19 protein-coding genes and 1 tRNA gene are annotated in these 21,266 nt (G+C 56.2%); 11 read left to right on the top strand and 9 right to left on the bottom strand.

The window, feature by feature from the left end:
* Positions 1-2 precede the first annotated feature (2 nt).
* From GOW93_RS10295 to GOW93_RS10315, 5 genes are all read left to right on the top strand, one after another.
* The gene (locus GOW93_RS10295; RefSeq protein WP_170383755.1) at positions 3-1,085 is read left to right on the top strand and encodes an ABC transporter permease; all 1,083 of its coding nucleotides are present in this window, start codon (positions 3-5) and stop codon (positions 1,083-1,085) included.
* Position 1,086: 1 nt separating this feature from the next.
* Complete coding sequence (locus tag GOW93_RS10300; protein WP_170383757.1) at positions 1,087-2,007, top strand: ABC transporter permease; 921 nt, start codon at positions 1,087-1,089, stop codon at positions 2,005-2,007.
* Positions 2,008-2,042: 35 nt separating this feature from the next.
* Positions 2,043-3,116, top strand: coding sequence for a BMP family ABC transporter substrate-binding protein (locus GOW93_RS10305; RefSeq protein WP_170383759.1), 1,074 nt, complete (start codon positions 2,043-2,045; stop codon positions 3,114-3,116).
* A 297-nt stretch (positions 3,117-3,413) separates the two neighbouring features.
* Positions 3,414-4,133 (top strand): hypothetical protein, encoded by a 720-nt coding sequence (locus tag GOW93_RS10310; RefSeq protein ID WP_170383761.1) that lies wholly within the window; start codon positions 3,414-3,416, stop codon positions 4,131-4,133.
* Complete coding sequence (locus GOW93_RS10315) at positions 4,130-5,437, top strand: carbohydrate porin (protein WP_170383763.1); 1,308 nt, start codon at positions 4,130-4,132, stop codon at positions 5,435-5,437. Before GOW93_RS10310 ends, GOW93_RS10315 begins: the two co-directional genes overlap by 4 nt.
* Positions 5,438-5,684: 247 nt before the next feature.
* Here GOW93_RS10315 and GOW93_RS10320 read toward each other — a convergent pair whose 3' ends face one another.
* Positions 5,685-6,917, bottom strand: a complete 1,233-nt coding sequence (locus tag GOW93_RS10320) for an HlyD family secretion protein (RefSeq protein WP_170383765.1) — start codon at positions 6,915-6,917, stop codon at positions 5,685-5,687.
* Between the two features lie 3 nt (positions 6,918-6,920).
* Positions 6,921-7,301 (bottom strand): hypothetical protein, encoded by a 381-nt coding sequence (locus GOW93_RS10325; protein WP_170383812.1) that lies wholly within the window; start codon positions 7,299-7,301, stop codon positions 6,921-6,923.
* Positions 7,302-7,464: 163 nt separating this feature from the next.
* Here GOW93_RS10325 and GOW93_RS10330 point away from each other — a divergent pair, with 163 nt between their 5' ends.
* The 4 genes from GOW93_RS10330 to GOW93_RS10345 all read left to right on the top strand — a co-directional run bounded on the left by GOW93_RS10330 (position 7,465) and on the right by GOW93_RS10345 (position 10,329).
* Positions 7,465-8,538, top strand: a complete 1,074-nt coding sequence (locus GOW93_RS10330) for an NAD(P)/FAD-dependent oxidoreductase (protein ID WP_170383767.1) — start codon at positions 7,465-7,467, stop codon at positions 8,536-8,538.
* Positions 8,535-9,188 carry a DUF938 domain-containing protein gene (locus GOW93_RS10335; protein ID WP_170383769.1) on the top strand — a complete coding sequence of 218 codons (654 nt, stop codon included), beginning with the start codon at positions 8,535-8,537 and terminating at the stop codon, positions 9,186-9,188. The genes GOW93_RS10330 and GOW93_RS10335 overlap by 4 nt, the downstream gene beginning before the upstream one ends.
* Before the next feature lie 69 nt (positions 9,189-9,257).
* The gene (locus GOW93_RS10340; RefSeq protein WP_170383771.1) at positions 9,258-9,593 is read left to right on the top strand and encodes a carboxymuconolactone decarboxylase family protein; all 336 of its coding nucleotides are present in this window, start codon (positions 9,258-9,260) and stop codon (positions 9,591-9,593) included.
* Between the two features lie 199 nt (positions 9,594-9,792).
* Positions 9,793-10,329 carry a hypothetical protein gene (locus GOW93_RS10345; protein ID WP_170383773.1) on the top strand — a complete coding sequence of 179 codons (537 nt, stop codon included), beginning with the start codon at positions 9,793-9,795 and terminating at the stop codon, positions 10,327-10,329.
* An 82-nt stretch (positions 10,330-10,411) separates the two neighbouring features.
* Here the strand turns inward: GOW93_RS10345 and GOW93_RS10350 are convergent, their stop codons facing one another.
* The 4 genes from GOW93_RS10350 to GOW93_RS10365 all read right to left on the bottom strand — a co-directional run bounded on the left by GOW93_RS10350 (position 10,412) and on the right by GOW93_RS10365 (position 17,368).
* Positions 10,412-12,919, bottom strand: a complete 2,508-nt coding sequence (locus tag GOW93_RS10350; RefSeq protein ID WP_170383775.1) for a GcvT family protein — start codon at positions 12,917-12,919, stop codon at positions 10,412-10,414.
* A gap of 220 nt (positions 12,920-13,139) precedes the next feature.
* Entirely contained in the window at positions 13,140-14,537 is a 1,398-nt protein-coding gene (locus tag GOW93_RS10355) for an FAD-binding oxidoreductase (RefSeq protein WP_170383777.1), read from the bottom strand.
* Between the two features lie 12 nt (positions 14,538-14,549).
* Positions 14,550-16,343 carry a gamma-glutamyltransferase gene (gene ggt / locus GOW93_RS10360; RefSeq protein WP_170383779.1) on the bottom strand — a complete coding sequence of 598 codons (1,794 nt, stop codon included), beginning with the start codon at positions 16,341-16,343 and terminating at the stop codon, positions 14,550-14,552.
* Between the two features lie 38 nt (positions 16,344-16,381).
* A complete protein-coding gene (locus tag GOW93_RS10365) occupies positions 16,382-17,368 on the bottom strand; it encodes a 2-hydroxyacid dehydrogenase (RefSeq protein WP_170383814.1) in 987 nt (328 codons plus the stop codon).
* 195 nt (positions 17,369-17,563) lie between these two features.
* On the opposite strand from GOW93_RS10365, the gene GOW93_RS10370 reads away from it, so the two are divergent.
* Together GOW93_RS10370 and GOW93_RS10375 are read left to right on the top strand one after the other, a co-directional pair.
* Entirely contained in the window at positions 17,564-18,028 is a 465-nt protein-coding gene (locus GOW93_RS10370; RefSeq protein WP_170383816.1) for an SH3 domain-containing protein, read from the top strand.
* A gap of 343 nt (positions 18,029-18,371) precedes the next feature.
* Positions 18,372-18,446: transfer RNA gene (locus GOW93_RS10375), tRNA-Gln, on the top strand.
* A 139-nt stretch (positions 18,447-18,585) separates the two neighbouring features.
* Here the strand turns inward: GOW93_RS10375 and GOW93_RS10380 are convergent.
* The 3 genes from GOW93_RS10380 to GOW93_RS10390 form a co-directional block, all read right to left on the bottom strand.
* Positions 18,586-18,963, bottom strand: a complete 378-nt coding sequence (locus tag GOW93_RS10380; protein ID WP_170383781.1) for an HNH endonuclease — start codon at positions 18,961-18,963, stop codon at positions 18,586-18,588.
* Positions 18,960-20,354: a primase-helicase family protein gene (locus GOW93_RS10385; protein WP_170383782.1), complete on the bottom strand. Its 1,395-nt coding sequence runs from the start codon at positions 20,352-20,354 to the stop codon at positions 18,960-18,962. Before GOW93_RS10385 ends, GOW93_RS10380 begins: the two co-directional genes overlap by 4 nt.
* A gap of 257 nt (positions 20,355-20,611) precedes the next feature.
* Positions 20,612-21,169 (bottom strand): hypothetical protein, encoded by a 558-nt coding sequence (locus tag GOW93_RS10390; RefSeq protein ID WP_170383784.1) that lies wholly within the window; start codon positions 21,167-21,169, stop codon positions 20,612-20,614.
* Positions 21,170-21,266: the final 97 nt, after the last annotated feature.

Here is a 21,266-nt window from a genome sequence, read left to right on the forward strand (position 1 = left end):
GGATGATTGTGTTGGAGAAACGGCCTCAGCCGTCCAAGGCGTGGACTTATGCCACCCCATTGGTCGCGGTTCTGGCAACGATGTTTTTTGGTGGCGTGTTGTTCGCCATTCTGGGCAAAAACCCGATTCAGGCCATCGGCACCATTTTTTGGGAGCCCCTGTTTGGCGAATTTGCCTTTTACTACCGTCCGCAACTGCTAGTGAAGAGTGCGCCGTTGGTGTTGATCGCGATTGGCCTGTCGCTCGGTTTCCGTGCAGGTATCTGGAATATCGGGGCCGAGGGCCAATACATCATGGGGGCCATTTTCGGCGCAGGCGCTGGTCTGGCCTTTTACCCTTTGGATGCGTGGTTCATTTTCCCGATCATGGTGATTGCGGGCGCGCTTGGTGGCTGGCTCTGGGCAAGTATACCGGCCTTTCTGAAGGTCCGCTTTGGCACCAATGAAATCCTCGTCTCGCTGATGCTGGTTTATGTGGCCGAGCAGATGCTGGCCTCGGTCTCGCTGGGGCTGCTGAAAAACCCCGAAGGGTTCGGCTTTCCCGGCTCACGCAACCTGCAATCCTATGACAGCGCACATAATGCTGAGCTGATTGCTGGGTCGGGGATGCATTGGGGTGTTGTCACGGCTCTGATCGCCGTAATCTTTGCCTATGTTCTGCTGAACCGGCACATGCTTGGTTTCCACATTCGTTTGACGGGTGAGGCACCCCGCGCGGCGAAATTCGCCGGTGTGAACCCTGCCCGTCTTATCCTGTTCTGCCTGGGTCTGTCCGGCGCTCTGGCAGGTCTTGCGGGGATGTTCGAAGTCTCGGGCCCGTCGGGCGTGGTCAGCATCGACTTTAACGTGGGCTATGGCTTTACCGCGATCATCGTGGCCTTTCTGGGCCGTCTGCATCCGGTGGGTATCCTGCTAGCCGGTGGCCTGATGGCGCTGACCTATATTGGCGGTGAAATCGCTCAGTCTCAGCTGGGTCTGCCTGCCGCCGCCATTCAGGTGTTCCAGGGGATGCTCCTATTCTTCCTGCTGGCTTTCGATCTTCTGACAAACTACCGCATCCGTGCGGCCCGTAGCGAGGTAGCGTGATATGGACCTTGGTGAGATTAACCCCGTCCTTTTGGTCGCCTCGCTGATGGTGGCGGCAACCCCCCTGCTGCTGGCCGCGATCGGAGAGCTGGTCGTCGAGAAAGCAGGCGTCCTGAACCTTGGCGTCGAGGGTATGATGATCGTCGGCGCGATCAGTGGCTTTGCAATCTCGGTCGAGACCGGCTCGCCTTGGTTGGGCTTTATAGCGGCCGCTATAGGCGGAGCCGTCTTGTCACTGCTGTTCGTACTGCTAACGCAAGTTGCGCTGGCCAATCAGGTGGCAAGTGGCCTGGCCCTGACCCTCTTTGGCTTGGGCTTTAGCGCCCTTCTGGGTCAAAGCTATGTCGGGATCAAACCGCCCAGTATGGGTGACATTCATATCCCGTTGATCAGCGATATTCCGGTGATCGGTCCAATCCTGTTCCAGCATGACCCGATCCTCTATGTCGGCATCGCGCTGACGGCAGCGGTCTGGGCCGTTCTTAAATACACCCGCGTCGGCCTGATCTTGCGCGCAGTGGGCGAAAACCACGATGCCGCTCACGCCTTGGGCTACAAGGTCATCAAGATCCGCGTCCTGGCGATTCTGTTTGGAGGCGCGTGCGCGGGCCTTGGCGGCGCCTATATCAGCCTGATCCGCGTCCCACAGTGGACTGAGGGCATGACCGCCGGTGTCGGCTGGATTGCCTTGGCACTGGTGGTCTTCGCCAGTTGGAAGCCATGGCGCGCCTTGCTGGGGGCCTATTTGTTCGGCGGAATCACGGTGTTGCAGCTTAATTTGCAGGCAGCGGGCGTTGCCATTCCAGTCGAGTATCTGGCAATGTCGCCCTATATCATCACGATCCTTGTGCTTGTGATCCTTTCGGCCGACAAGAGCAGCGCACCTGCCTCACTGGGCCGTATTTTCCACGCCTCGCACTAGACGAGGCCAATTGAACCAACTTGGGGAGTAACTCGATGAAATTCACAACACTTTTGACAAGCGCCGCCATGGCGCTGGGTCTGGCGACAGGTGCCATGGCCGAAGACAAGACCAAGGTCGGCTTTGTCTATGTCGGCCCCGTGGGCGACGGCGGCTGGACCTATGAGCACAACAAGGGCCGGCTGGCGGTCGAAGAAAAATTCGGCGACAAGGTGGAAACCGTGTTCGTTGAATCGGTCCCCGAAGGCCCCGACGCAGAGCGCGTGATGACTCAGATGGCGCTGGAGGGCGCAGATCTGATCTTCACCACTTCGTTTGGTTACATGGACCCGACCATCAACGTGGCCAAAAAGTTCCCGAACGTGAAATTCGAGCACGCCACCGGCTATAAGACCGCGCCGAACGTATCGGTCTACTCGGCGCGCTTCTATGAAGGTCGCGCAGTTCAGGGCCACATCGCAGGGAAAATGACCGAGTCGAACATCATCGGCTATATCGGCTCCTACCCGATTCCCGAAGTGATCCGGGGTATCAACTCGGCCTATATTCACGCCAAGAAAGTGAACCCGGATGTCGAGTTCAAGATCATCTGGGCCTACACATGGTTTGATCCTGCAAAAGAAGCCGACGCCGCCAGCGTTCTGATTGAACAAGGCGCGGACGTGATCCTGCAGCACACCGACTCGACCGCACCGCAGGCCGCCGCACAAGAGGCTGGCAATGTGATCACCTTCGGTCAGGCTTCGGACATGAGCGAGTACGCACCGCATCCGCGTGTGTCATCGATCATCGACAACTGGGCACCCTACTACATCGCGCGGACCCAGGCCGTCATGGACGGTTCGTGGGAAACCGTGAACACCTGGGACGGAATTGCCGAGGGCATGGTTGAAATCGGCGAAATCTCGGACGCTGTTCCTGCCGACGTCAAGGAAGAAGCGCTGGCGCTGAAGGCCGCGATGGCAGCGGGTGAATATCACCCCTTCACCGGACCGCTGAAAAAGCAGGACGGCAGCGACTGGCTGGCTGAAGGCGAGACCGCCGATGACGGAACGCTGGCAGGCATGAACTTCTATGTTGAAGGGCTGGAAGGCGAAATTCCGCAGTAAGACCTGCTCTGGAAATCATCAGAGAGGCCCGCATGTTCTTGCGGGCCTTTTTGTTCTCGTTTGAACGTTGATTCTTGAACCGTCGCTGCCATGAGAACTGTATGCTGCGACGCCAAGAATGTCTGGTTCGAGCCCATACCTGACGAACTCAATAGTGTACGAGCGAAATTATCCGGGTGGGTTCAAACGACTGGCTCAATCTTCGCTCTCAGAACCTATTGATCGATATCAAGCCTCTCTGCATTCAAAAATGCTAATGTTTGCTGGTCTTAGTGATGGCAAAGGGAGGAGAAAGATATGTTTTTCAACTATCCAAGTCGCCTGTTTGAACCACTTGTCAAGCCTGTTATGGCAGTAGTTCTTTTTATCTCAACATTCGCGAGTTACGCCAGCGCCGAACAAGCTTTGGAAGATTTCACCATCAAAGACATTCGTGGAATGCGGTATTGTGAATTTCTTTTGGTCTACGATGATCGGGTGGTGATCTATAACACAACAGGGTCGAGTGATTGTTCAGAAGACAAATGGGAGTCTCTAGATGTCACTGTTCTCGCCAAGGAGAATGACGCTAAGAATGCTCAACTAAACGGTCCAAAGTTTTGGGCGATGGACGCACAAACCCTTGAATTGGGCGACAAGAAGTCATTTGGCGGAATAGATGCTAGGTACGCAGCCACCCTGCCGATATCAGCTCTCGGAGCTGGAGAAGGGTCTGACCCCTATGTTGGTTTCACGAGTTCCAAGAAGCAGACCATGGTCTTCGAAGCCGGTAAGCCAATGTATGAGTTGGTCGACGACAAGGGCAATACCTATGTCTTGAACGCATATGGGGCAAAGGTGCGGGATGGCGATCCCGGAAATCTCGCTGATCAATTGACTCCTGCGGAGGGTTGGAGTTTCGAGATCATTACTCCCGACAAGAGCGTTATCGTCGAAGCAAGTACTGATGCACCTGTTCAGATGGTCGGTGACGATCTTCACCAGTACTACACTTTGTTTGACAAAAGCTCACAATGAATGCCGCGGCTGCATTGCGCGCGCTGTCACTATTAACAACCTGCGCACTTGGATTTGTTCTTCTTAGTTGCTGGAGCAGTTCTTCCATTGCGCAAGGAGCATCAAATAGTCAACCCAACACTCTGTCAGGGTACGGACCTTCGGCGGGTCTGGAAACTGGTGACAGTGTAACTGAAGACCTGGCAATCGATGATCAGCGAGTTGATGGGGTTCTTAACTTCCCAAGAGTGGAAGAGTTCTTTTCTCCTTGGTTTGCTTGGAAAAAACGAATTAACGATGAATACGGCCTAAAACTACAATTCAGCTATCAGTCCCTACGCCAAGAGTTAAACAGGACGCTTGGGGAAAAGGATGCAGCCGCAGCGCGCCTTCAATTGCAGGGGTCTTGGGAACTTGCTGGAAGAAGAACGAATAATCCGGGCCTGCTGACTTTTCGACTAGAAGAACGAACAACGTTGGGGACAACAATTCCACCAACGAGTTTGGCGTCACAGTATGGAGGCTTGACTCCTTCGGGAGGGTTCAGTGATTTTGGATTTGCACTCACTGAATTGGCTTGGCGTCAATCTCTGTTGAACGGACAGTTTCGGTTTGTTTTCGGAAAAATAAGCGCCTTATCTTGGTACAATGGACATGCTCTTTCATCGAGCTTACGTGGTTTCCAAAACCTTGCGTTGCAGAGCAGCCTGACCAAGCCATCACCGGGCCGGGGGATAGGCGGTGGAGTTGCATACGAGTTTACTCCTCGCTTCGGTGTGGTCGCTGGCATTCACGACGCAAATGCTAAGACAGCAGGAAACCCGTTCGATACAATAAAGGAAGGCGAGTTCTACAAATCCATTGAGTTTCGCTACTGGCCTACCACTCGTGACAGACGTCGGTGGGATGTGGTCCGTTTTCAACTCTGGCATCAAGACGCATTGGTGGCGAAAGGCGTACCGGAATCCAAAGGCGTCACATTCCTTGCTAGCCGCCTATACGACGACAAGTGGTTCCCGTTTTTCATTGCAGGGCATTCCGACGGCAACGGATCAATCATGAAAACGGATGTGACTGCCGGATTGGGTATCGCTTTCGATACCAAACACCGTGCGGCAAGTGATGTGCTTGGCATAGGAGTAAGCTGGGGTGACCCTTCAGACCCAGCTTTGCGGGAGCAAATCACGACAGAAGCTTTTTACCGCCTGACCTTGGTTCAGAATTTTGTCATCACTCCGTCAATTCAATGGGTCAAGAATCCGGCGGCAACAACTGAACTTGACGACGCCCTGACAGCAAGCATCAGGTTTAGAGTTACGTTCTAGCGTCCTGAATGATTGCACCCATTGGTAATTTGCTGAAATGGCAGCGTCCGCTCTGTCCGCATAGCTGCCGTCACCGACAACTAGTGCTGCAACCGCGACGAACATCCACTGTGTGGTCAGTCTTTCCAGCGACCCGACAGCATCAGCCAGCAAACAACACTACGGGCGTTTTGATACTCAGTTGCCGGCGGATCAATTCATCAACCGATTGACCCACCGTAGTAGCCAAAGCTTTGGGGCGTTGACTTCAATGCCCCGTCAAAACCAGCGTATTCACCGGCATCAGGATCAGACGCAGACGCAGACCTGCGGCATGAACAACGCCGATCGTGTCGATCACATGCAGAACCGCGCTCTGCCAAAAGCCAAGATCTTCATGCTCCAACCGTTCATGATTGTCGGTATAGACATTGGCCAAACAGTTGCTGCCCGGCGGGATGTCATCAGCCATGTTCTTATATAGCGGTTCCATGTACACCAGTATCGAGCCCGGATTGGTATTGGTCTGCACGTCCCGCAACTCGTCCGAAGGACGGATTTGGCCAGAGGGGATCACATCCTGCACCTCGACCACGACCATCGGAATCACGGTGAAAGGTTTGGTCATGCAGCCCAACTCTCCTATCATGCCGGGTTTGATGACTTGAGCTGACATTTGGTTAAATGCAGCCTGGAACCGGTTATGACCGGAATGCGACGGCACCAGAATACCCGCAGGGCGCAGCAGAGGGCTGACATAGTCACCGACCTGAAGGCCGAACTGTTCAACCCGACCTGTCACTCCGGCACTGATCACGGTCTTTTCCAGTTCGGTCAGCGCCGCGTCCAATTGCGCATTGGCGCTGGCCAACTGGGCGGGGATCAATTCCTCGATCTGCTGCACGACCGCGGCACGTTGGGACTCGGCAGCCCGCAATTGAGCCTCACGTTCAGCGACAAGATTTTCCAATCTGTCGATCTCGGCTAAACGTACAGCGCTGGAACCTTCGTCACGCAAAGTGGTGTTGCGCTCCAGATCTTCCAGAGACTGATCCAGCGCGGCGCGGGCCCCTGCTATGCCCGCCTCAGCTTCGGCCAGGTCGGTCTGGGCCACCTTGAGAGACGCCTGAACTTGCGCGATTCCGGCATGTGCAGCTTCGACCATGGCGGTTTGGGTAAAATCTTCGATCCGGAAGATTGGCTGCCCGGCCACGACCTGCTGATTATTAGAGACATAAACCTCGGACACACGCCCGCCCAGCTGCGGCAGGATCGTCACGGTGCGGAAGTAAGAGGCTGCCGTTTTGCTGGCGGGATGAAAATAAAACAACGTAGTGATCACGGTCAGCGCCAGAATGGCGCAGGTGGTCAGCCCCCAGCGCAGCTCGTACCACATGGTGAACAGCGTGATTTCATGCCCGATCCGCTTACCCTGCACATAGCGCCGAAATAGATAATCAGGCAGCACCGTCACCAGTGCGCACATCAATGTCTCAAGCATATCTTACTGCTCCTGCTGCGCGGTGGGTTCGGTGGTCTGGGTCGGGGCGGGATCTTCCGGGGGCTGATTGCCCAAAGATCGGATCGCATCTGCAATGGCTCTCAGCGGCGCGCCAACATCTGGAAACTGGAATCCGGCCACCAGAATGGCGGCAACCCAGAACAACCCGTTATGGGTGAACAGCGCCAGCAGGGCCAGAATACCGACCAACTGAAACTGGGGATGGTTGGATTCATGCGCGATTTTTTCAGGGATCGAATGCAGGGTGAAATATCCCACCCCGATAAGAATGATCACCAAAACGGTAAAAACAAACATGAACGTTAAAAGAAAATCACTGCCGTCCGCCTGGGTCACGTAGGACGGAATATGCCCCGTGGCCATCGGGTGTAGATCTGCGGTACTCACCCTACCCTCCTGTTTATACTTGTTCCTCTTTGGATGGGTTGATGCCTAAATTCAAGCCTGCTTAAAGTTGCAGAGAAAATTTGGACGCGTTCACTGGACTTGAATTCAAGACACAGAGCGCCCGGTCATATGAGGCTATATGATTGATTTCCTTATCATAGGCGGAGGCATCGCCGGTCTGAGCGCCGGGGCGCGCCTGTCACAACACGGGCGCGTGACCCTGATTGAGGCGGAGGACGCCCTCGGCTACCACACGTCGGGCCGATCGGCCGCCATGTTTGAGGAAAGCTATGGTCCACCCTCGGTGGTTGCACTGAACAAGGCCAGCGCGGCGTACCTGCGCGACCAAAATGGCGGATATCTTACACCACGGGGTATATTACTGGTCGGTCACAAGGATCAGCGCCCCGACTTTGAACTCGATGCCGCGATGCTGAACATGCAGGTTTTGCCTACGGAAGAGGCCTTGGCCCGCGTCCCGATTCTGGACGCCAACAAGGTTGCTCATGCGGCCATCAGTACCTCTGCCTTCGATATCGATACTGACCGGTTGATGCAGGATTTCGCCCGGATCATTCGCACAAATGGGGGCGAGATTGTGACCAAGGCCAGGGTCACCTCCATCCGCAAGGACAGCTACTGGGTTGTCGACGCCGGTCAAGTTTTCGAAGCCCGAAATCTGGTCAATGCCGCAGGGGCCTGGGTGGATGAGATCGCGGTAATGGCTGGAATTTCACCAATCGGTATCACGCCCAAACGCAGGTCGATGGCGCGCCTTCCTGCACCGGGTGGACATGACGTCAGCGACTGGCCGATGTTGTTTGGCGTCGGCGAGGCGTGGTACGCCAAGCCAGATGCGGGCAAATGGATCGTGTCCCCGTCCGAGGCTGACCCGGTGCCGCCGCAGGATGCTTATGCAGATGACATGGTGCTGGCCAAGGGTCTGGCCCGCTACGAAGAGATGGTCACCGAGCCCGTCACCCGAGTTGAAACGAACTGGGCCGGGCTGCGCAGCTTTGTGTCTGACGGGACATTGGTGCTTGGCCCCGATCCGGCCGATCCCACTTTTATCTGGTCTGCAGGTCAGGGTGGGTACGGGTTTCAGACATCGCCTGCCGCGTCACAGTTGGTTGCAGACCTCACAACAGGCGCGACACCCGAACTGGACGCCGAAACCATAGCCGCCCTCAGGCTGGAAAGGTTACGCCGATGAGCAAGAGAACCCTCCCTTCAAACGCCAGCGTCGCCACCGAGGGTCACGACGGACGGCTGATTGCCCCCGCCGCCACCCGAAATGCCGAGGCGCTGTGCGACCTGCTGCAGCATTGGGCTCCGAAAACCGGGCAGGCACTGGAGATCGCCAGCGGCACTGGCCAGCATGTCAGCGCCTTTGCCCGCGCCCTTCCTGATCTTCACTGGCAACCAACTGAAGTTGACCCCGAGCGCCGCGCCAGCATCAACGCCTACACCGCTGATCTGCCCAACGTCTCAGCTTCGGTTGCGTTGGACGCTACAGCCCAGGGATGGCATGAAGGCTTTGCGGGTCAGAACCTGATCATATTGATAAACCTGATGCATCTGATCAGCTGGCCAGAGGCACAAACGCTGATATCCGAAGTCGCGAGGGCATTGACCCTTCAGGGACGATTTATCCTCTACGGCCCTTTCAAACGGTCTGGCCAACTGACAAGCGACGGCGATCAGAGGTTCCATGACGCGCTGGTTCAACAAGACCCCGAAATTGGCTACAAAGATGATAGGGACATCTCCAGTTGGATGGCCGCCCAGAACCTAACCATTCTTGAAATCGTCGAATTGCCCGCGAATAATCTGGCCTTTGTCGTGGAAAAATCTGACACCTGATCAAGATCAAGGATCGGATTAACGCACTACATCACATTCCACTTAGCGAATACTAAATGGAATGATGACATGAGTTGGCAGGACAAGATCAAAGACACGCGCAAAGGTCTGCGCAACCTCAATGGCGCTATACCTGACGCCACCCGCGCTTTCGGAGCGCTGGGTGCGGCCGTCAAACAAGGCGGAACACTGGATTACAAAACTAAGGAGTTTGTCGCGTTGGGCATGTCCATTGCCATCCGCTGTGAACCCTGCATCACCTTGCATACCGAAGCCTTGATCAAAGCAGGCACATCCCGAGAAGAGTTCTCGGACGTGTTGGCCATGGCCATTCAGATGGGTGGTGGCCCATCGATGATGTATGCTGCTAAAGCGTTGGAGTGTTTTGACGAACTGAACCCCTAATAAGGCTTGGGAAACACGGGTTATCCTAGGGCGGCTACATCAAGTCCCGCCCTTTTCCGTACTCCTGTTAAACTTTTGATTTCACGCACTTGCCAATCTCAAGCCAACTTAGCCGAACGCATCAACGAGTTTGATTTCGGTGCGCGATGGTGACTTTTTCGCGCTTTCTTGCTAGGATGCGCAAAGAGGTGTGGCCGCGATGAAAGTCATACTAGCTATACTGTTAGCGCTGTATCCCGCACAGCTACTGGCCCAGGACGATCCGATCAGGGGCAGATTTCATTGTGACGTTCTGGCCAATCGATTTGTACCCGCCGACAAGGACCAGACGATTTCCAAGGTTGAGCTTCCTGAAGGTTACGCGCCCGGCACGACTCTGATCGTTGACTATACGCATGACCCCGCAAACGGCCTGACGATCTATCTCGGGGAGCCGAACCGAGCGAATGTTTTGATCGAGGAGCCATTTCCCGAATCCAGTTTCAAAGGAATATCAAAGATTACCCGCAAGGCAGAATACCGTTCGACCTTTAGCGAGGTATCTCTTGGTAAGTTTTCGGTGAACTACAAAGGCGCCGACCAATTGAACATAAAAAGAACTTGCAGCGCCGGATGGTCAGGCCACTACGTTCAGACCTATGTCAGCGGACGTTTCTCTCAGGTTGTTTCGCTAAATTGCCGCCCCTTGGTAAACGCGACCGAGGACTTACTGGCGCGATTGAAGCTGTACAACTAGGTAACACTGGCATGTTTTGACTGGCGGGAAACCCGCCTGCCCCCAAGAAAAAGGCCCCGGTTTTCGCCGGGGCCTTTGCGGGTTAACCGTCCTTGCGGATGACCTCGTTCTTCGGATCGTAGGGGCTGTCGCAGGTCACGACCGCGTCCCACAGCTTGTCCTGAATTTTGACTTGCAGCTTGGTGCCTTCGACGGCCAGCTCGGGTTTTACGTAACCCATGCCGATGGATTTCTCGAACGCGACCGAGTAACCGCCCGAGGTTAGACGACCCACGCGCTCACCTTCCGGCGTATACAGCGCCTCACGGCCCCACGGATCGGCATCGTCCGGTCCGTCGATCAGCAGGGTGCAGCACTTCACGCGCACGCCGGTCTCTTCCAGTTTGGCCTTGCCGTAGAAATCCTTGGACAGGTCGACAAAGCGCGGCAGGTCAGCTTCCAGCGGGGTCGCATCGCGGCCCAGCTCGGTGCCGAAGGCGCGATAAGATTTCTCCTGACGCAGCCAGTTCTGAGCGCGCGCGCCGACCAGCTTCATACCGTGCTTTTCACCGGCTTTTTCCAGCAGGTCGAACAGGTAGTTCTGCATCTCGATCGGGTGGTGCAGTTCCCAGCCCAACTCACCAGTATAAGCCACGCGGATCGCGTTGACCGGGCACATACCAAGTTCGATCTGACGGGCCGACAACCATGGGAAGCGCTTGTTGGACAGAGCGGTTTCCGGATCGGCGTCTTTGATGACCTCTTTCAGAACATCACGTGACTTGGGTCCGGCGATGGCAAAGACGCCCCACTGGGTGGTCACGTCCTGGATCTCGATGTAACCGAACTCCTCCATCTTGTCCTCGGCCGCCTTGCGCAGGTAGTCGGCGTCATACTCGGTCCACGCACCGGCAGAGACGATGTAGTAGTTGTTCTCGCCGTTGCGGACGATGGTGTATTCGGTGCGGGTGGTCCCGTGCGACGTCAGCGCGTAGGTCAGGTTGATACGACCGACTTTGGGCAGCTTGTTGCAGGTGAACCAATCCAGGAACTGGGTCGCACCGGGGCCTTTGACGACATGCTTGGTGAAGGCCGACGCGTCGATCAGGCCAACGCCTTCGCGGATCGCTTTGGCTTCTTCAACGGCATATTGCCACCAGCCACCACGGCGGAAGGAACGGCTTTCCTTGTCGAAGCTGTCCGGCGCATCGACGGGGCCGAAATAGTTCGGACGTTCCCAACCGTTCACCCAGCCGAACTGTGCGCCACGGGCTTTCTGACGTTCATACGCCGGAACGGTGCGCAGCGGACGGCAAGCTTCCCGTTCTTCGTCGGGGTGGTGCAGGATGTAGACGTGCTCATAGCACTCTTCGTTCTTGCGCGCCGCGAACTCGGTGGTCATCCAGTTGGACGAGTAACGCTTGGGGTCCAGCGAGGCCATATCGATCTCAGCTTCGCCATCGACCATCATCTGCGCCAGATAATAGCCGGTGCCGCCTGCGGCGGTGATACCGAACGAGAAACCCTCGGCCAGCCACATGTTGCGCAGACCCGGAGCCGGACCGACCAACGGGTTGCCGTCGGGGGTATAGCAGATCGGGCCGTTGAAATCGTCCTTCAGGCCGGACTCGGCACAGGATGGCACGCGCTCGGCCATCGCCATGTACTGATCGGCGATCCGGTCCAGATCCAGCGGGAACAGGTCAGCGCGGAAGCTGTCCGGCACGCCATGTTCGAACTGCGCGGGCGCGCCATGCTCGTAGATGCCCAGAATCCAGCCGCCGCGTTCCTCGCGAGCGTAAGATTCGTTGTCCGCGTCGCGCACAACGGGGTGTTCCGGGTTACCTGCTTCACGCCATTTGACCAGCTCGGGGTCTTTGTCCATGACGATGAAGGTGTGCTCCACCGGGATCGCAGGCATCTTGATGCCTAGCATCTTGGCGGTGCGCTGCGCGTGGTTGCCCGATGCGGTAACGACATGCTCGGCGGTGATCACCACCTGCTCATCCGACGGAACAAGGTTGCCGCCCTTTTCGACCATCTTGGTGCAGGTGACTTCCCAATGGGTGCCGTTCCAGTGGAAGGCATCAGCCTGCATCTTGCGCACGATATCGACACCGCGCTGGCGGGCACCCTTTGCCATCGCCTGGGTCACATCGGCGGGGTTAATATAGCCGTCTTCGGTGTGATAGATCGCGCCTTTCAGGTCCGAGGTCTCGATCAGTGGCCAGCGTTCCTTGATCTGCTCAGGCGTCAGCCATTCGTAGGCGACATCGCAAGTCTCAGCGGTGGACGCGTAGAGCATGTATTCATCCATACGCTCTTGCGTTTGCGCCATGCGCAAATTGCCGACGACCGCGAAGCCCGCATTCAGACCGGTTTCTTCTTCAAGTGTCTTGTAGAAGTCGACCGAATACTTATGGATGTGGGTCGTCGCGTAGGACATGTTGAACAGCGGCAGCAGACCCGCCGCATGCCAGGTGGACCCGGACGTCAGCTCGTCCCGTTCGATCAGCATCACATCATCCCAGCCCGCCTTGGCCAGATGATAGGCGATCGAGGTCCCGACGGCGCCACCGCCGACGACCAGTGCTTTGACTTGGGTTTTCATATGCCCGCTCTCCGGATTGAGTCTGTTTGGCATGGTTTATGCCCAAGCCCGCAGAAATCCGCCAAGTCCATCCGACGCAAAAAAGCGCAAAACCGACGTAAGGCATGCCATTCTGGGCGTTTGTTCAACTGGCATCTGTCTTAATTGAGTATTTCTGAAAAGATGAAGGGAAAATGCGGCTTCATCTTTGGCACAAATTCTTCCTTCGAAGGATTGCAGTTCAGAGGATCTTTCCGGGGTTCATGATATTGTCCGGATCCAGCGCGGCTTTGATGGCCGCCATATATCGGGTCGCAGCACCAAGTTCCTTTTCGAGGTATGGCCGCTTGCCCTGCCCGATACCATGCTCACCCGTACAGGTTCCCTCCATCGAGATTGCCATGTCATTCAACCACCCTACAAACCCGTCGGCACAGGCGACTTCGTCTGCATCCTCCATGTCGATCAGCAGCAAAGTGTGGAAATTTCCGTCGCCGACGTGCCCGACGACAGGCGCAATCAGGCCTAGCTTTTCTGCCTTTAACTGCGTTGCAGTGACACATTCCGCCAGACGCGAGATCGGAACGCAGACATCTGTGGAAATTCCCCGCGTGCCGGGGCGTAGTTGAAGGCAGGCCCAATACATATCATGCCGGGCCTGCCATAATTTGTTGCGTTCTTCGATGGTAGAGGTCGCGGCAAAGTCTGAACCTCCAAACTCGTCTGCAATTTGGCCAAAAGTCTCGGCCTGTTCGACAGCACCAGTTTCCGAGCCGTGGAATTCCAGAAGCAACAGTGGCGTTTCCGGTAAGTTAAGACCGGAGTACGCATTGGCGGCCTTTACCGACAACTCGTCCAGAAGCTCGATCCGGGCTACGGGCACACCGTACTGAATCGTCATCATAACCGCCTGACAGGCTGCATCGACTGACGGAAAGGAACACCGGGCGGAGGTGATCGCCTCGGGGATACCCTGCAGACGCAATGTGAGTTCGGTGATGATTCCCAACGTGCCTTCCGCCCCAACCAGAAGGCGGGTCAGGTCGTACCCGGCAGACGATTTTCGCGCCCGATGACCGGTGCGGATGATCTGACCATCCGGCATCACCGCCTCAAGGCTGAGGATATTGTCTTTCATCGTGCCGTAGCGCACCGCATTGGTGCCCGAGGCCCGCGTTGCCGCCATCCCTCCAAGCGAGGCATTGGCACCCGGATCAATGGGAAAGAACAAGCCCTGATCGCGCAGATGGGTGTTGAGGTCTTCGCGTGTCACGCCGGGTTGAACGATGCAATCCAGATCGCCGGCATGGACAGCCAGCACTTTGTTCATTTGCGTCAGGTCCACCGAGATGCCACCGGCAGGGGCGTTGACATGCCCCTCTAACGAGGTGCCGGTGCCAAAGGCAATTACGGGCACCTTATGCTGAGCGCAGGTTTTGACGATCTCGGACACTTCTTCGGTTGAATGAGGGTATACAACTGCGTCCGGCGCCTGATTGATGATCCAGGTGGTGGTATGACCGTGCTGCTCGCGGGTCGCCTGACCAGTTTGCAGGCGATCGCCGAACTTCTGCTTGAGGATACCGATAGCCGTTTCAATTCCGGCCTCGTTTCGCGGTAACGCAGCTGCCTGCACCATCTTGATACCCTCTTATTCGCCCAGCGCGATGCCTTCACGGCGCGGATCAGCACCACCGATCAGAACGTCGCCGATCTCAATCGCGTGCAGACCCGAGGTCAGGTCACGTGCGTTCACCTCAAAACCCAGTTCGATCAGAGCATCCGAGAACCCCTCGGCCGCTGTGCCCTGTTCGACGTCATATGTACCGAAGCGATTGACCAGATGCGGCAATGACAGCGCCTGCTGCACGTCCATATCCCAATCTGCCCAAGCAACGATCGATTTGGCGACATATCCAATGATGCGGCTGCCTCCGGGCGAGCCGATGGCCAGCACCGGTGCACCGTCCTGCATCACGATCGTCGGGCTCATTGAGGAACGCGGTCGCTTACCCGGCTCCAGCCGGTTGGCAATCGGAACGCCGTCACTGTGGGTTTTGAACGAGAAATCCGTAAGCTCGTTATTCAGCAGAAATCCATTGGTCATCAACCGCGAACCGAAGCCGTTTTCGATCGTCGTGGTCATGGACAGCACATTGCCATACTGATCCACGATCGAGATATGCGAGGTCGAGGGCAGTTCCAGCGAAACATCATCCGCCCAGTTCAAAGCGTGATCAAATTCCGGGTTGCCCGGCGCAACTTTGGTCAATGCGCCGTTACCATCCAGTAACTGACCACGCTCGGACAGGTAGCCCGAATCGAGCAGGCCCTGCGTGGGCATGGGGACAAAATCGTGATCGGCCATGTACCGCCCCCGATCGGCAAAGGCCAGGCGTGAGGCATCACCGATCAAACGCCAGGCATTTGCATCCTCTGGCCCCATCGCCGCCAGATCAAAGCCATCCAGCATGCCTAGAATCTGCCCGACAGTCAGCGCGCCAGACGATGGTGGCCCCATGCCGCAGACCTCATAGACGCGGTAGGCTGCACAGACCGGCTCACGCTCGATCACCTGATAGAGCGCCAGATCAACACCGGACAAAACACCGGGGTTCCCCGGCGCGTTCCGTACAGTGCCTACGATACCAGCGGCGATCTCACCACCATAGAACCCGGCAGACCCTTCACTGGCCAGAACACGCAATGTTTCGGCATAGTCAGGATTCATAAGTCGCTGCCCCTGCTGCAACGGCTCACCGCCGGGCAAAAAATACTCGGCCGTCACCGGAAAGCGCGACAGGCGTTCGGCGTCTGCTGCGACCAGAGTGGCCAGACGTGGAGAAACAAGAAACCCCTCGTCCGCAAGTGCAATTCCATCCTCGAACAGGCTCGGCCAAGGGCTACGGCCCCAGCGACGGTGCGCCTCTTCCAGCAGCGCCGGCGTACCGGGCGTGCCGACCGAAAGACCGCCGACCACTGCATCAAAGAATTTCAAAGGCTCGCCGTTTTCATCCTGAAACAGCCGGTGGTTCGCCTCAAGTGGCGCCGTCTCGCGCCCATCGAGCGTGGTCAACTTGCCGGTTGCGGCGTCATACCAGACCAGAAATGCCCCACCACCAAGGCCAGATGACTGCGGTTCAACCAGCCCCAGCACAACCTGCACTGCAACCATCGCATCCGCAGCCGAGCCTCCGGCCCGCAGCACCTTGGCCCCGGCCTCGACGGCCAGAGGGTTGGCCGCTGCAACCATCCAGTTTTCAGAAGTGACCGGCTGCCCGGCCATCTTTGCCTCAAGCGAGGTGATCACTTCTTCAGTCAGGCCCTGCACCTGCACGTCCGTGGCGCCTTCGGGGGCAACCGCATCCGCAGTTTCCTGTGCGAATACTGCGCCGCCAAAGGTCAGGGCCGTCACAAAAACTCCCGAAATCAGATTTCGTTTCATCGTATCCTCCTGAAAACTGGTCTTGCGACCCGGATGCGTCACAACATGGATGGCACAACTTGATCCGGCGGGCGGTGCCCGTCTTCAAAGGTCTTGATGTTGATAATGACTTTTTCGCCCATCTCGATCCGCCCTTCCAGCGTGGCCGAACCCATATGGGGCAGCAGCACAACGTTGGGCAGTTGCCGCAAACGTGGATTCACCTGGGTGCCGTGTTCATAAACGTCCAGCCCCGCACCCGCGATTTCACCCGACCGGATGAGACGCGTAAGGGCATTTTCGTCGATCACTTCACCCCGAGAGGTATTGATGACCACGGCGGACGGTTTCAGCAATTTAAGCCGCCGGGCGTTCATAAGATGGAAGGTCGATGGGGTCGACGGACAATGGATCGAAATCACGTCCATGCGCGCCACCATCTGGTCAAGGCTTTCCCAGTAAGTCGCGTCCAGTTCCTGCTCGATCTCGGGACGTAGCCTACGACGATTGTGGTAGTGCACCTGCATCCCGAACACACTGGCGCGGCGCGCCACAGCCTGACCGATCCGGCCCATTCCCAGAATACCCAGTCGACGCCCACCAATTCGCCCGCCTAGCAGCGCAGTTGGCGCCCAGCCTGTCCAATCGCCTTGCTGCATCAGGCTCAAACCTTCCGGAACACGCCGCGTTACGGCAAGGATCAGAGCCATTGTCATATCGGCGGTGTCATCGGTCAAAACGCCGGGCGTGTTCGACACCAGAATGCCCCGCTGCCTTGCCGTCGAGACATCAATATTATCGACCCCGGCACCATAGTTGGCAATTAGACGCAGGTTTTCACCTGCCTGCCCCAGCAGCCCACCATCAATCGTATCGGTCACCGTCGGTACAAGCACATCCGCGGTTTGAACCGCTGCGATGAGTTCTTCTCGTGACATTGGGGAATCATCGTCGCGCAGTTGCACATCGAACAATTCGCACAGTCTGGTTTCCACGGCCTCGGGCAACCGTCGCGTAACGACAACACTCAGACGTTCTCTTGGCACCTTCGTCCTCCCATCGCTTTGCAAAACTTCGCGCGCCATGGCATCGTGGCGCAGGATAAGACGGGGCACAAGAACCCCTATTGCATTCAGACGACCTTTTTTCGAAACCAGATCAACGGGCATAAGAGCAGGCAGTCAGTGAGTGGTTTTCTAACGGTTAAACGCCGCCTTTTGGTGGTTTCGTCCGTATTTCTTATGGTGCTGGGCAGTCTGGCTGCCAGCGCGCAAGACAAGCGTGGCCCGGTGACCAACCTGCCCTTGCCGCGTTATGTCTCGATGAAGGCCGCCGAGGGTAACGTCCGTCGAGGTCCGTCTCTGACGCATCGAATCGACTGGGTCTTCAAACGGCGCGGTATGCCGCTGCAAATCACGGCCGAATACGGTAATTGGCGCAAGGTTCAGGACCGTGACGGTGCCGGAGGATGGGTACACTACGCATTGTTATCGGGTGTTCGTACCGTGCTGATCGAATCCGAGTTGCTGCCCGTTTACACCAATCCCGATTCCAACTCGCAGATCGCCGCGCAATTCGAATCCGGAGTTGTGGCACGATTGGGCAGTTGCAGCGTGGACTGGTGCCACATCTCGGCTGGCGGCTATCGCGGCTGGGCTCAGAAGTCGAACCTTTGGGGCGTTGATCCGTCAGAAATCCGCGAGTAGCCAGTTCCCTTCACGTCTTCTGCCCTTCGCCATAATTCTCGATGAGTTCAGGGATTGCCATCGACGCCCCGATAACTATTTTTCTGTTTCAATATTAATGAGTTGAAGAAATTGATCCCCACCCGCTCTTATCATACTGGAGCCACCCCATAGCACCCAGATTTAAGTGAGCGTTAGAACAGTCAGCGAGCAATTTTCCGTAAGACGCTACTCTAACAGACGCAATTTAATACAAGCTCCAAACACCGCAAAGCGTCCGAAAATAAAATTTACTCCAAGCCGTTTTTTTCGCCGAAAAGCTCTTGAACCCTCCAACCAACAATCGTAGATAGCGCCTCACCGTTGGGGTGTAGCCAAGTGGTAAGGCAGCGGTTTTTGGTACCGTGTATCGTAGGTTCGAATCCTACCACCCCAGCCAGATCATCAGAACATGGAATAGCGACAGGCTCTTGGGGCTAAATCCTCCGAGAAATGCCCCCGTTTATGCCCCAGTGGTTTCGGGTGTTACGGGTGTTGAGGGTGGGCCCTCAGAGGTCGTTGAAGGCCCATGCCACAGGTCATAGCAGGTCGTAGTCGCCCCCGTTCGCCCAGAAGTCCCAATCGTCGCGCTTGTTATCCGCCGCAGACCCCTCGATCAGGTGCTCAGGACGGACGCAGCGCTCGTTATGACAGCGATGACGAACCACCGTCGCCTCATCGATCACCGCCCGGTTAACCACGCAGTAAACGAACCGCGCAGAGGCCACTTGGCGGTGCTTGAACCGTGTTTTCGGGCGTCCCCGCGTCGATGCCACCCAGCACCCGTTCTCATCCTCTGTGGTTTGCGATAGGACGGAGTTGGCCCTCGAAAGGGCCTCCTCGTAGTGATTGTCCATGATGTCCTGAAGCCATATCTCGCAGTCGTCTCTCAAGAAGAAGTGTTGACCATCCATCATATGATCTCCACTTCGGCGAACCGGGTGTCATCAGCAAGGTGATCACTGATGCTCACGGGCTCAAAGTCAGGACCGTGGATTTTGCCCCTGTCGATCCAGTAACCAGGCTTGACCCAGATTGCGCGGGCATAATCCTTCCCGTCCCACTTGGCCTTGGTCTTCTGCCAGCCGAGCTCATCCATGAGGTGCTTGGTTTGGTTGATGTTTCCCTTGAGGTGCGCCTGGACGAACTTAACCACTCCCGCTTCAGGCAAGGCGACGAGCCCACTGGCACTCAGTTCTTCCTCCAACCGATCTAAGATAGTGTCTCGGCTGGTCTGGCGCAGGCGTTCCATGGTCGGGGTCTGATGGTCAGCGATGTTCAGGCTCTTGGCGCTGAATCCTTCCGACAGCTCTCTCCGCATCAAGGCATTATAGACACGGGCCACATTAGCCGGGTCATCAAGGAACTGATGAACCTGACCGACGAGGTTCGAAAACTCATTGGCGCGAGAGCCCCCTGATCGTCCGTCGTGGTTTACGTCCATTACGAGGTAACGCCGCTCACCCTCACCAATCCATGACGGCCAGATGTTCGAGGTGAACAAGAAGCAGCACGACTGCTTGGCGCGCTCAGCTTCGATCCCTTTCCGCTCAATCAGAACATAAGGGTCTGTGATAAAAGTCTTGATCGCGTTTTCCTGCGGCGATCCCGGCTTGATCTGGGTTTCCTCACACACCACAAGTTTGCTTGTCAGAACCGTGGCGTTGAACTGCTGCGTTAGCTTGCTGACGTTATTTGGTACGACGGTATTCTGAGTGCCGAAGAGTTCGGTCAGAATGCGAGCAGTGGTGCTTTTCCCAGTACCTCGTCCTCGCGAATACAGAAACGGAGCCCAAGCAGGCTTTTCGCCCTCGTTCCGCAGACTCCATGTCAGCCAGTTCATGAACTGCTCACGGTCGTGCTCGAGCTGAAAGAACTCATCGAAGAATTGCCCGACGACGCCAAGCTCAGCTGAATTGATCTTGAGTTGGCGATATTCAGGTTCGACCCATGTATTGGCTGCGACCGCACCCCGTGACCGTATCAGTCGATTAGAGTTTCCGGCCTCACAGATTGCCGTTCCGTTCCAGACCTGAAATGACCGGTGGACGTCAGTGTGCTGCGCTTCAATCAGAAACTTGAATAGACCCTTGACCAATTCTTTGCTCAGTGGAACGTCAGGATGCTCGTCTCGTACCCGGTTCAGGATCATCCGCTCCACGTCATTGCGCGACAGTGGAACACTCAGATTTTCCACGTCGAAGAACTTGTTGTCTCTCCGCACGATCTGATCGCCATAGACCTTGGCTAGACGTTGAACTTGCTCGGTTACCTCCGCTCCAGTAGCTGGATTATTATTGATTTCCATTGATGGTTATCTCCCATCATTGATGCTCCCGGCTTAGCCACGCACCCCGTATCAGGAGACGGCTGATTAGACCGTTTATGAGGGGCTGGCACCAGGTGCATAATCGCGTTCTTCTCTTCTATAGAGTGCCCTGGAAGAATCTGCGGCCTGAAAACGGCCTGAAACCCCTTATTTTTATGACAAAAACGGCCATCAGAGGGTTGCGGCCTGTTTTTGGCCCATTTTGCCCGAATTTGCCGATTAAAATTGGGGAAATACTAGACTTCACCGGGGTCCTTTTTATGGTCCACGGCCAGCATCAGAACATGGGATGCATAAAAGAAATTCTCCTCCTGACCAACAAGGCCGGAATGCCATTTGAACCCATGAATGAGGTTCGTTCTCAGGCAATAAGCAATATGCAGTAATGCGGCAATCCGTTGGGTATAGTCGTCAGGATCGTCTCCGAATACCTGTTCAATACGGTTCAAGGAGTTGCCGGCTTGTCGCGTAAGCTCTTCTAAGTGAGTCGAAATTTGGGCTCCATCAATGTGCCTGTCGCTGAAATATTTGTATGCCTGCCGGAACCTCTTTGACGTAGTGAAATCGTGCAACCCTTTCGCGGCAGCGTCTTCGATGCGTTCATAGTTTGATACTTCATTCGGCATCAATGCTCGCGCGATCTGCTCTCGCAGGCGGTCGTCGGCTGGTTGGATGATCTGGTGCTCGAAGAAACTCCAAATCAAAACATAGTGGGCTATGGCGCTCTTGAGACTGCCACTTACCCCTTGGCAATCTGGTCGATGGGAGCTGAGCCATTGGTCAAATACACTCATTCCATCCTCCATTATGAGCAACTCCGTCCTATCGCAAACCACTGAGAACGGCGGTGAGAAAGTCGACCACGGTAGCGGCGGGATGACCCTGCTGCGG

It is taken from the genome of Ruegeria atlantica (assembly GCF_013032455.1).
In the GTDB taxonomy this organism is placed as follows: domain Bacteria; phylum Pseudomonadota; class Alphaproteobacteria; order Rhodobacterales; family Rhodobacteraceae; genus Ruegeria; species Ruegeria atlantica_B.

Coding starts and splice junctions, on each gene's coding strand:
- GOW93_RS10350 (WP_170383775.1), bottom strand. CDS start 12,919: ATGAAAACCCAAGTCAAAGCACTGGTCGTCGGCGGTGGCGCCGTCGGG.
- GOW93_RS10325 (WP_170383812.1), bottom strand. CDS start 7,301: ATGGCCACGGGGCATATTCCGTCCTACGTGACCCAGGCGGACGGCAGT.
- GOW93_RS10385 (WP_170383782.1), bottom strand. CDS start 20,354: ATGGAAATCAATAATAATCCAGCTACTGGAGCGGAGGTAACCGAGCAA.
- GOW93_RS10310 (WP_170383761.1), top strand. CDS start 3,414: ATGTTTTTCAACTATCCAAGTCGCCTGTTTGAACCACTTGTCAAGCCT.
- GOW93_RS10330 (WP_170383767.1), top strand. CDS start 7,465: ATGATTGATTTCCTTATCATAGGCGGAGGCATCGCCGGTCTGAGCGCC.
- GOW93_RS10340 (WP_170383771.1), top strand. CDS start 9,258: ATGAGTTGGCAGGACAAGATCAAAGACACGCGCAAAGGTCTGCGCAAC.
- GOW93_RS10320 (WP_170383765.1), bottom strand. CDS start 6,917: ATGCTTGAGACATTGATGTGCGCACTGGTGACGGTGCTGCCTGATTAT.
- ggt (WP_170383779.1), bottom strand. CDS start 16,343: ATGAAACGAAATCTGATTTCGGGAGTTTTTGTGACGGCCCTGACCTTT.
- GOW93_RS10335 (WP_170383769.1), top strand. CDS start 8,535: ATGAGCAAGAGAACCCTCCCTTCAAACGCCAGCGTCGCCACCGAGGGT.
- GOW93_RS10355 (WP_170383777.1), bottom strand. CDS start 14,537: ATGGTGCAGGCAGCTGCGTTACCGCGAAACGAGGCCGGAATTGAAACG.
- GOW93_RS10345 (WP_170383773.1), top strand. CDS start 9,793: ATGAAAGTCATACTAGCTATACTGTTAGCGCTGTATCCCGCACAGCTA.
- GOW93_RS10295 (WP_170383755.1), top strand. CDS start 3: ATGATTGTGTTGGAGAAACGGCCTCAGCCGTCCAAGGCGTGGACTTAT.
- GOW93_RS10305 (WP_170383759.1), top strand. CDS start 2,043: ATGAAATTCACAACACTTTTGACAAGCGCCGCCATGGCGCTGGGTCTG.
- GOW93_RS10315 (WP_170383763.1), top strand. CDS start 4,130: ATGAATGCCGCGGCTGCATTGCGCGCGCTGTCACTATTAACAACCTGC.
- GOW93_RS10380 (WP_170383781.1), bottom strand. CDS start 18,963: ATGATGGATGGTCAACACTTCTTCTTGAGAGACGACTGCGAGATATGG.
- GOW93_RS10370 (WP_170383816.1), top strand. CDS start 17,564: ATGGTGCTGGGCAGTCTGGCTGCCAGCGCGCAAGACAAGCGTGGCCCG.
- GOW93_RS10300 (WP_170383757.1), top strand. CDS start 1,087: ATGGACCTTGGTGAGATTAACCCCGTCCTTTTGGTCGCCTCGCTGATG.
- GOW93_RS10390 (WP_170383784.1), bottom strand. CDS start 21,169: ATGAGTGTATTTGACCAATGGCTCAGCTCCCATCGACCAGATTGCCAA.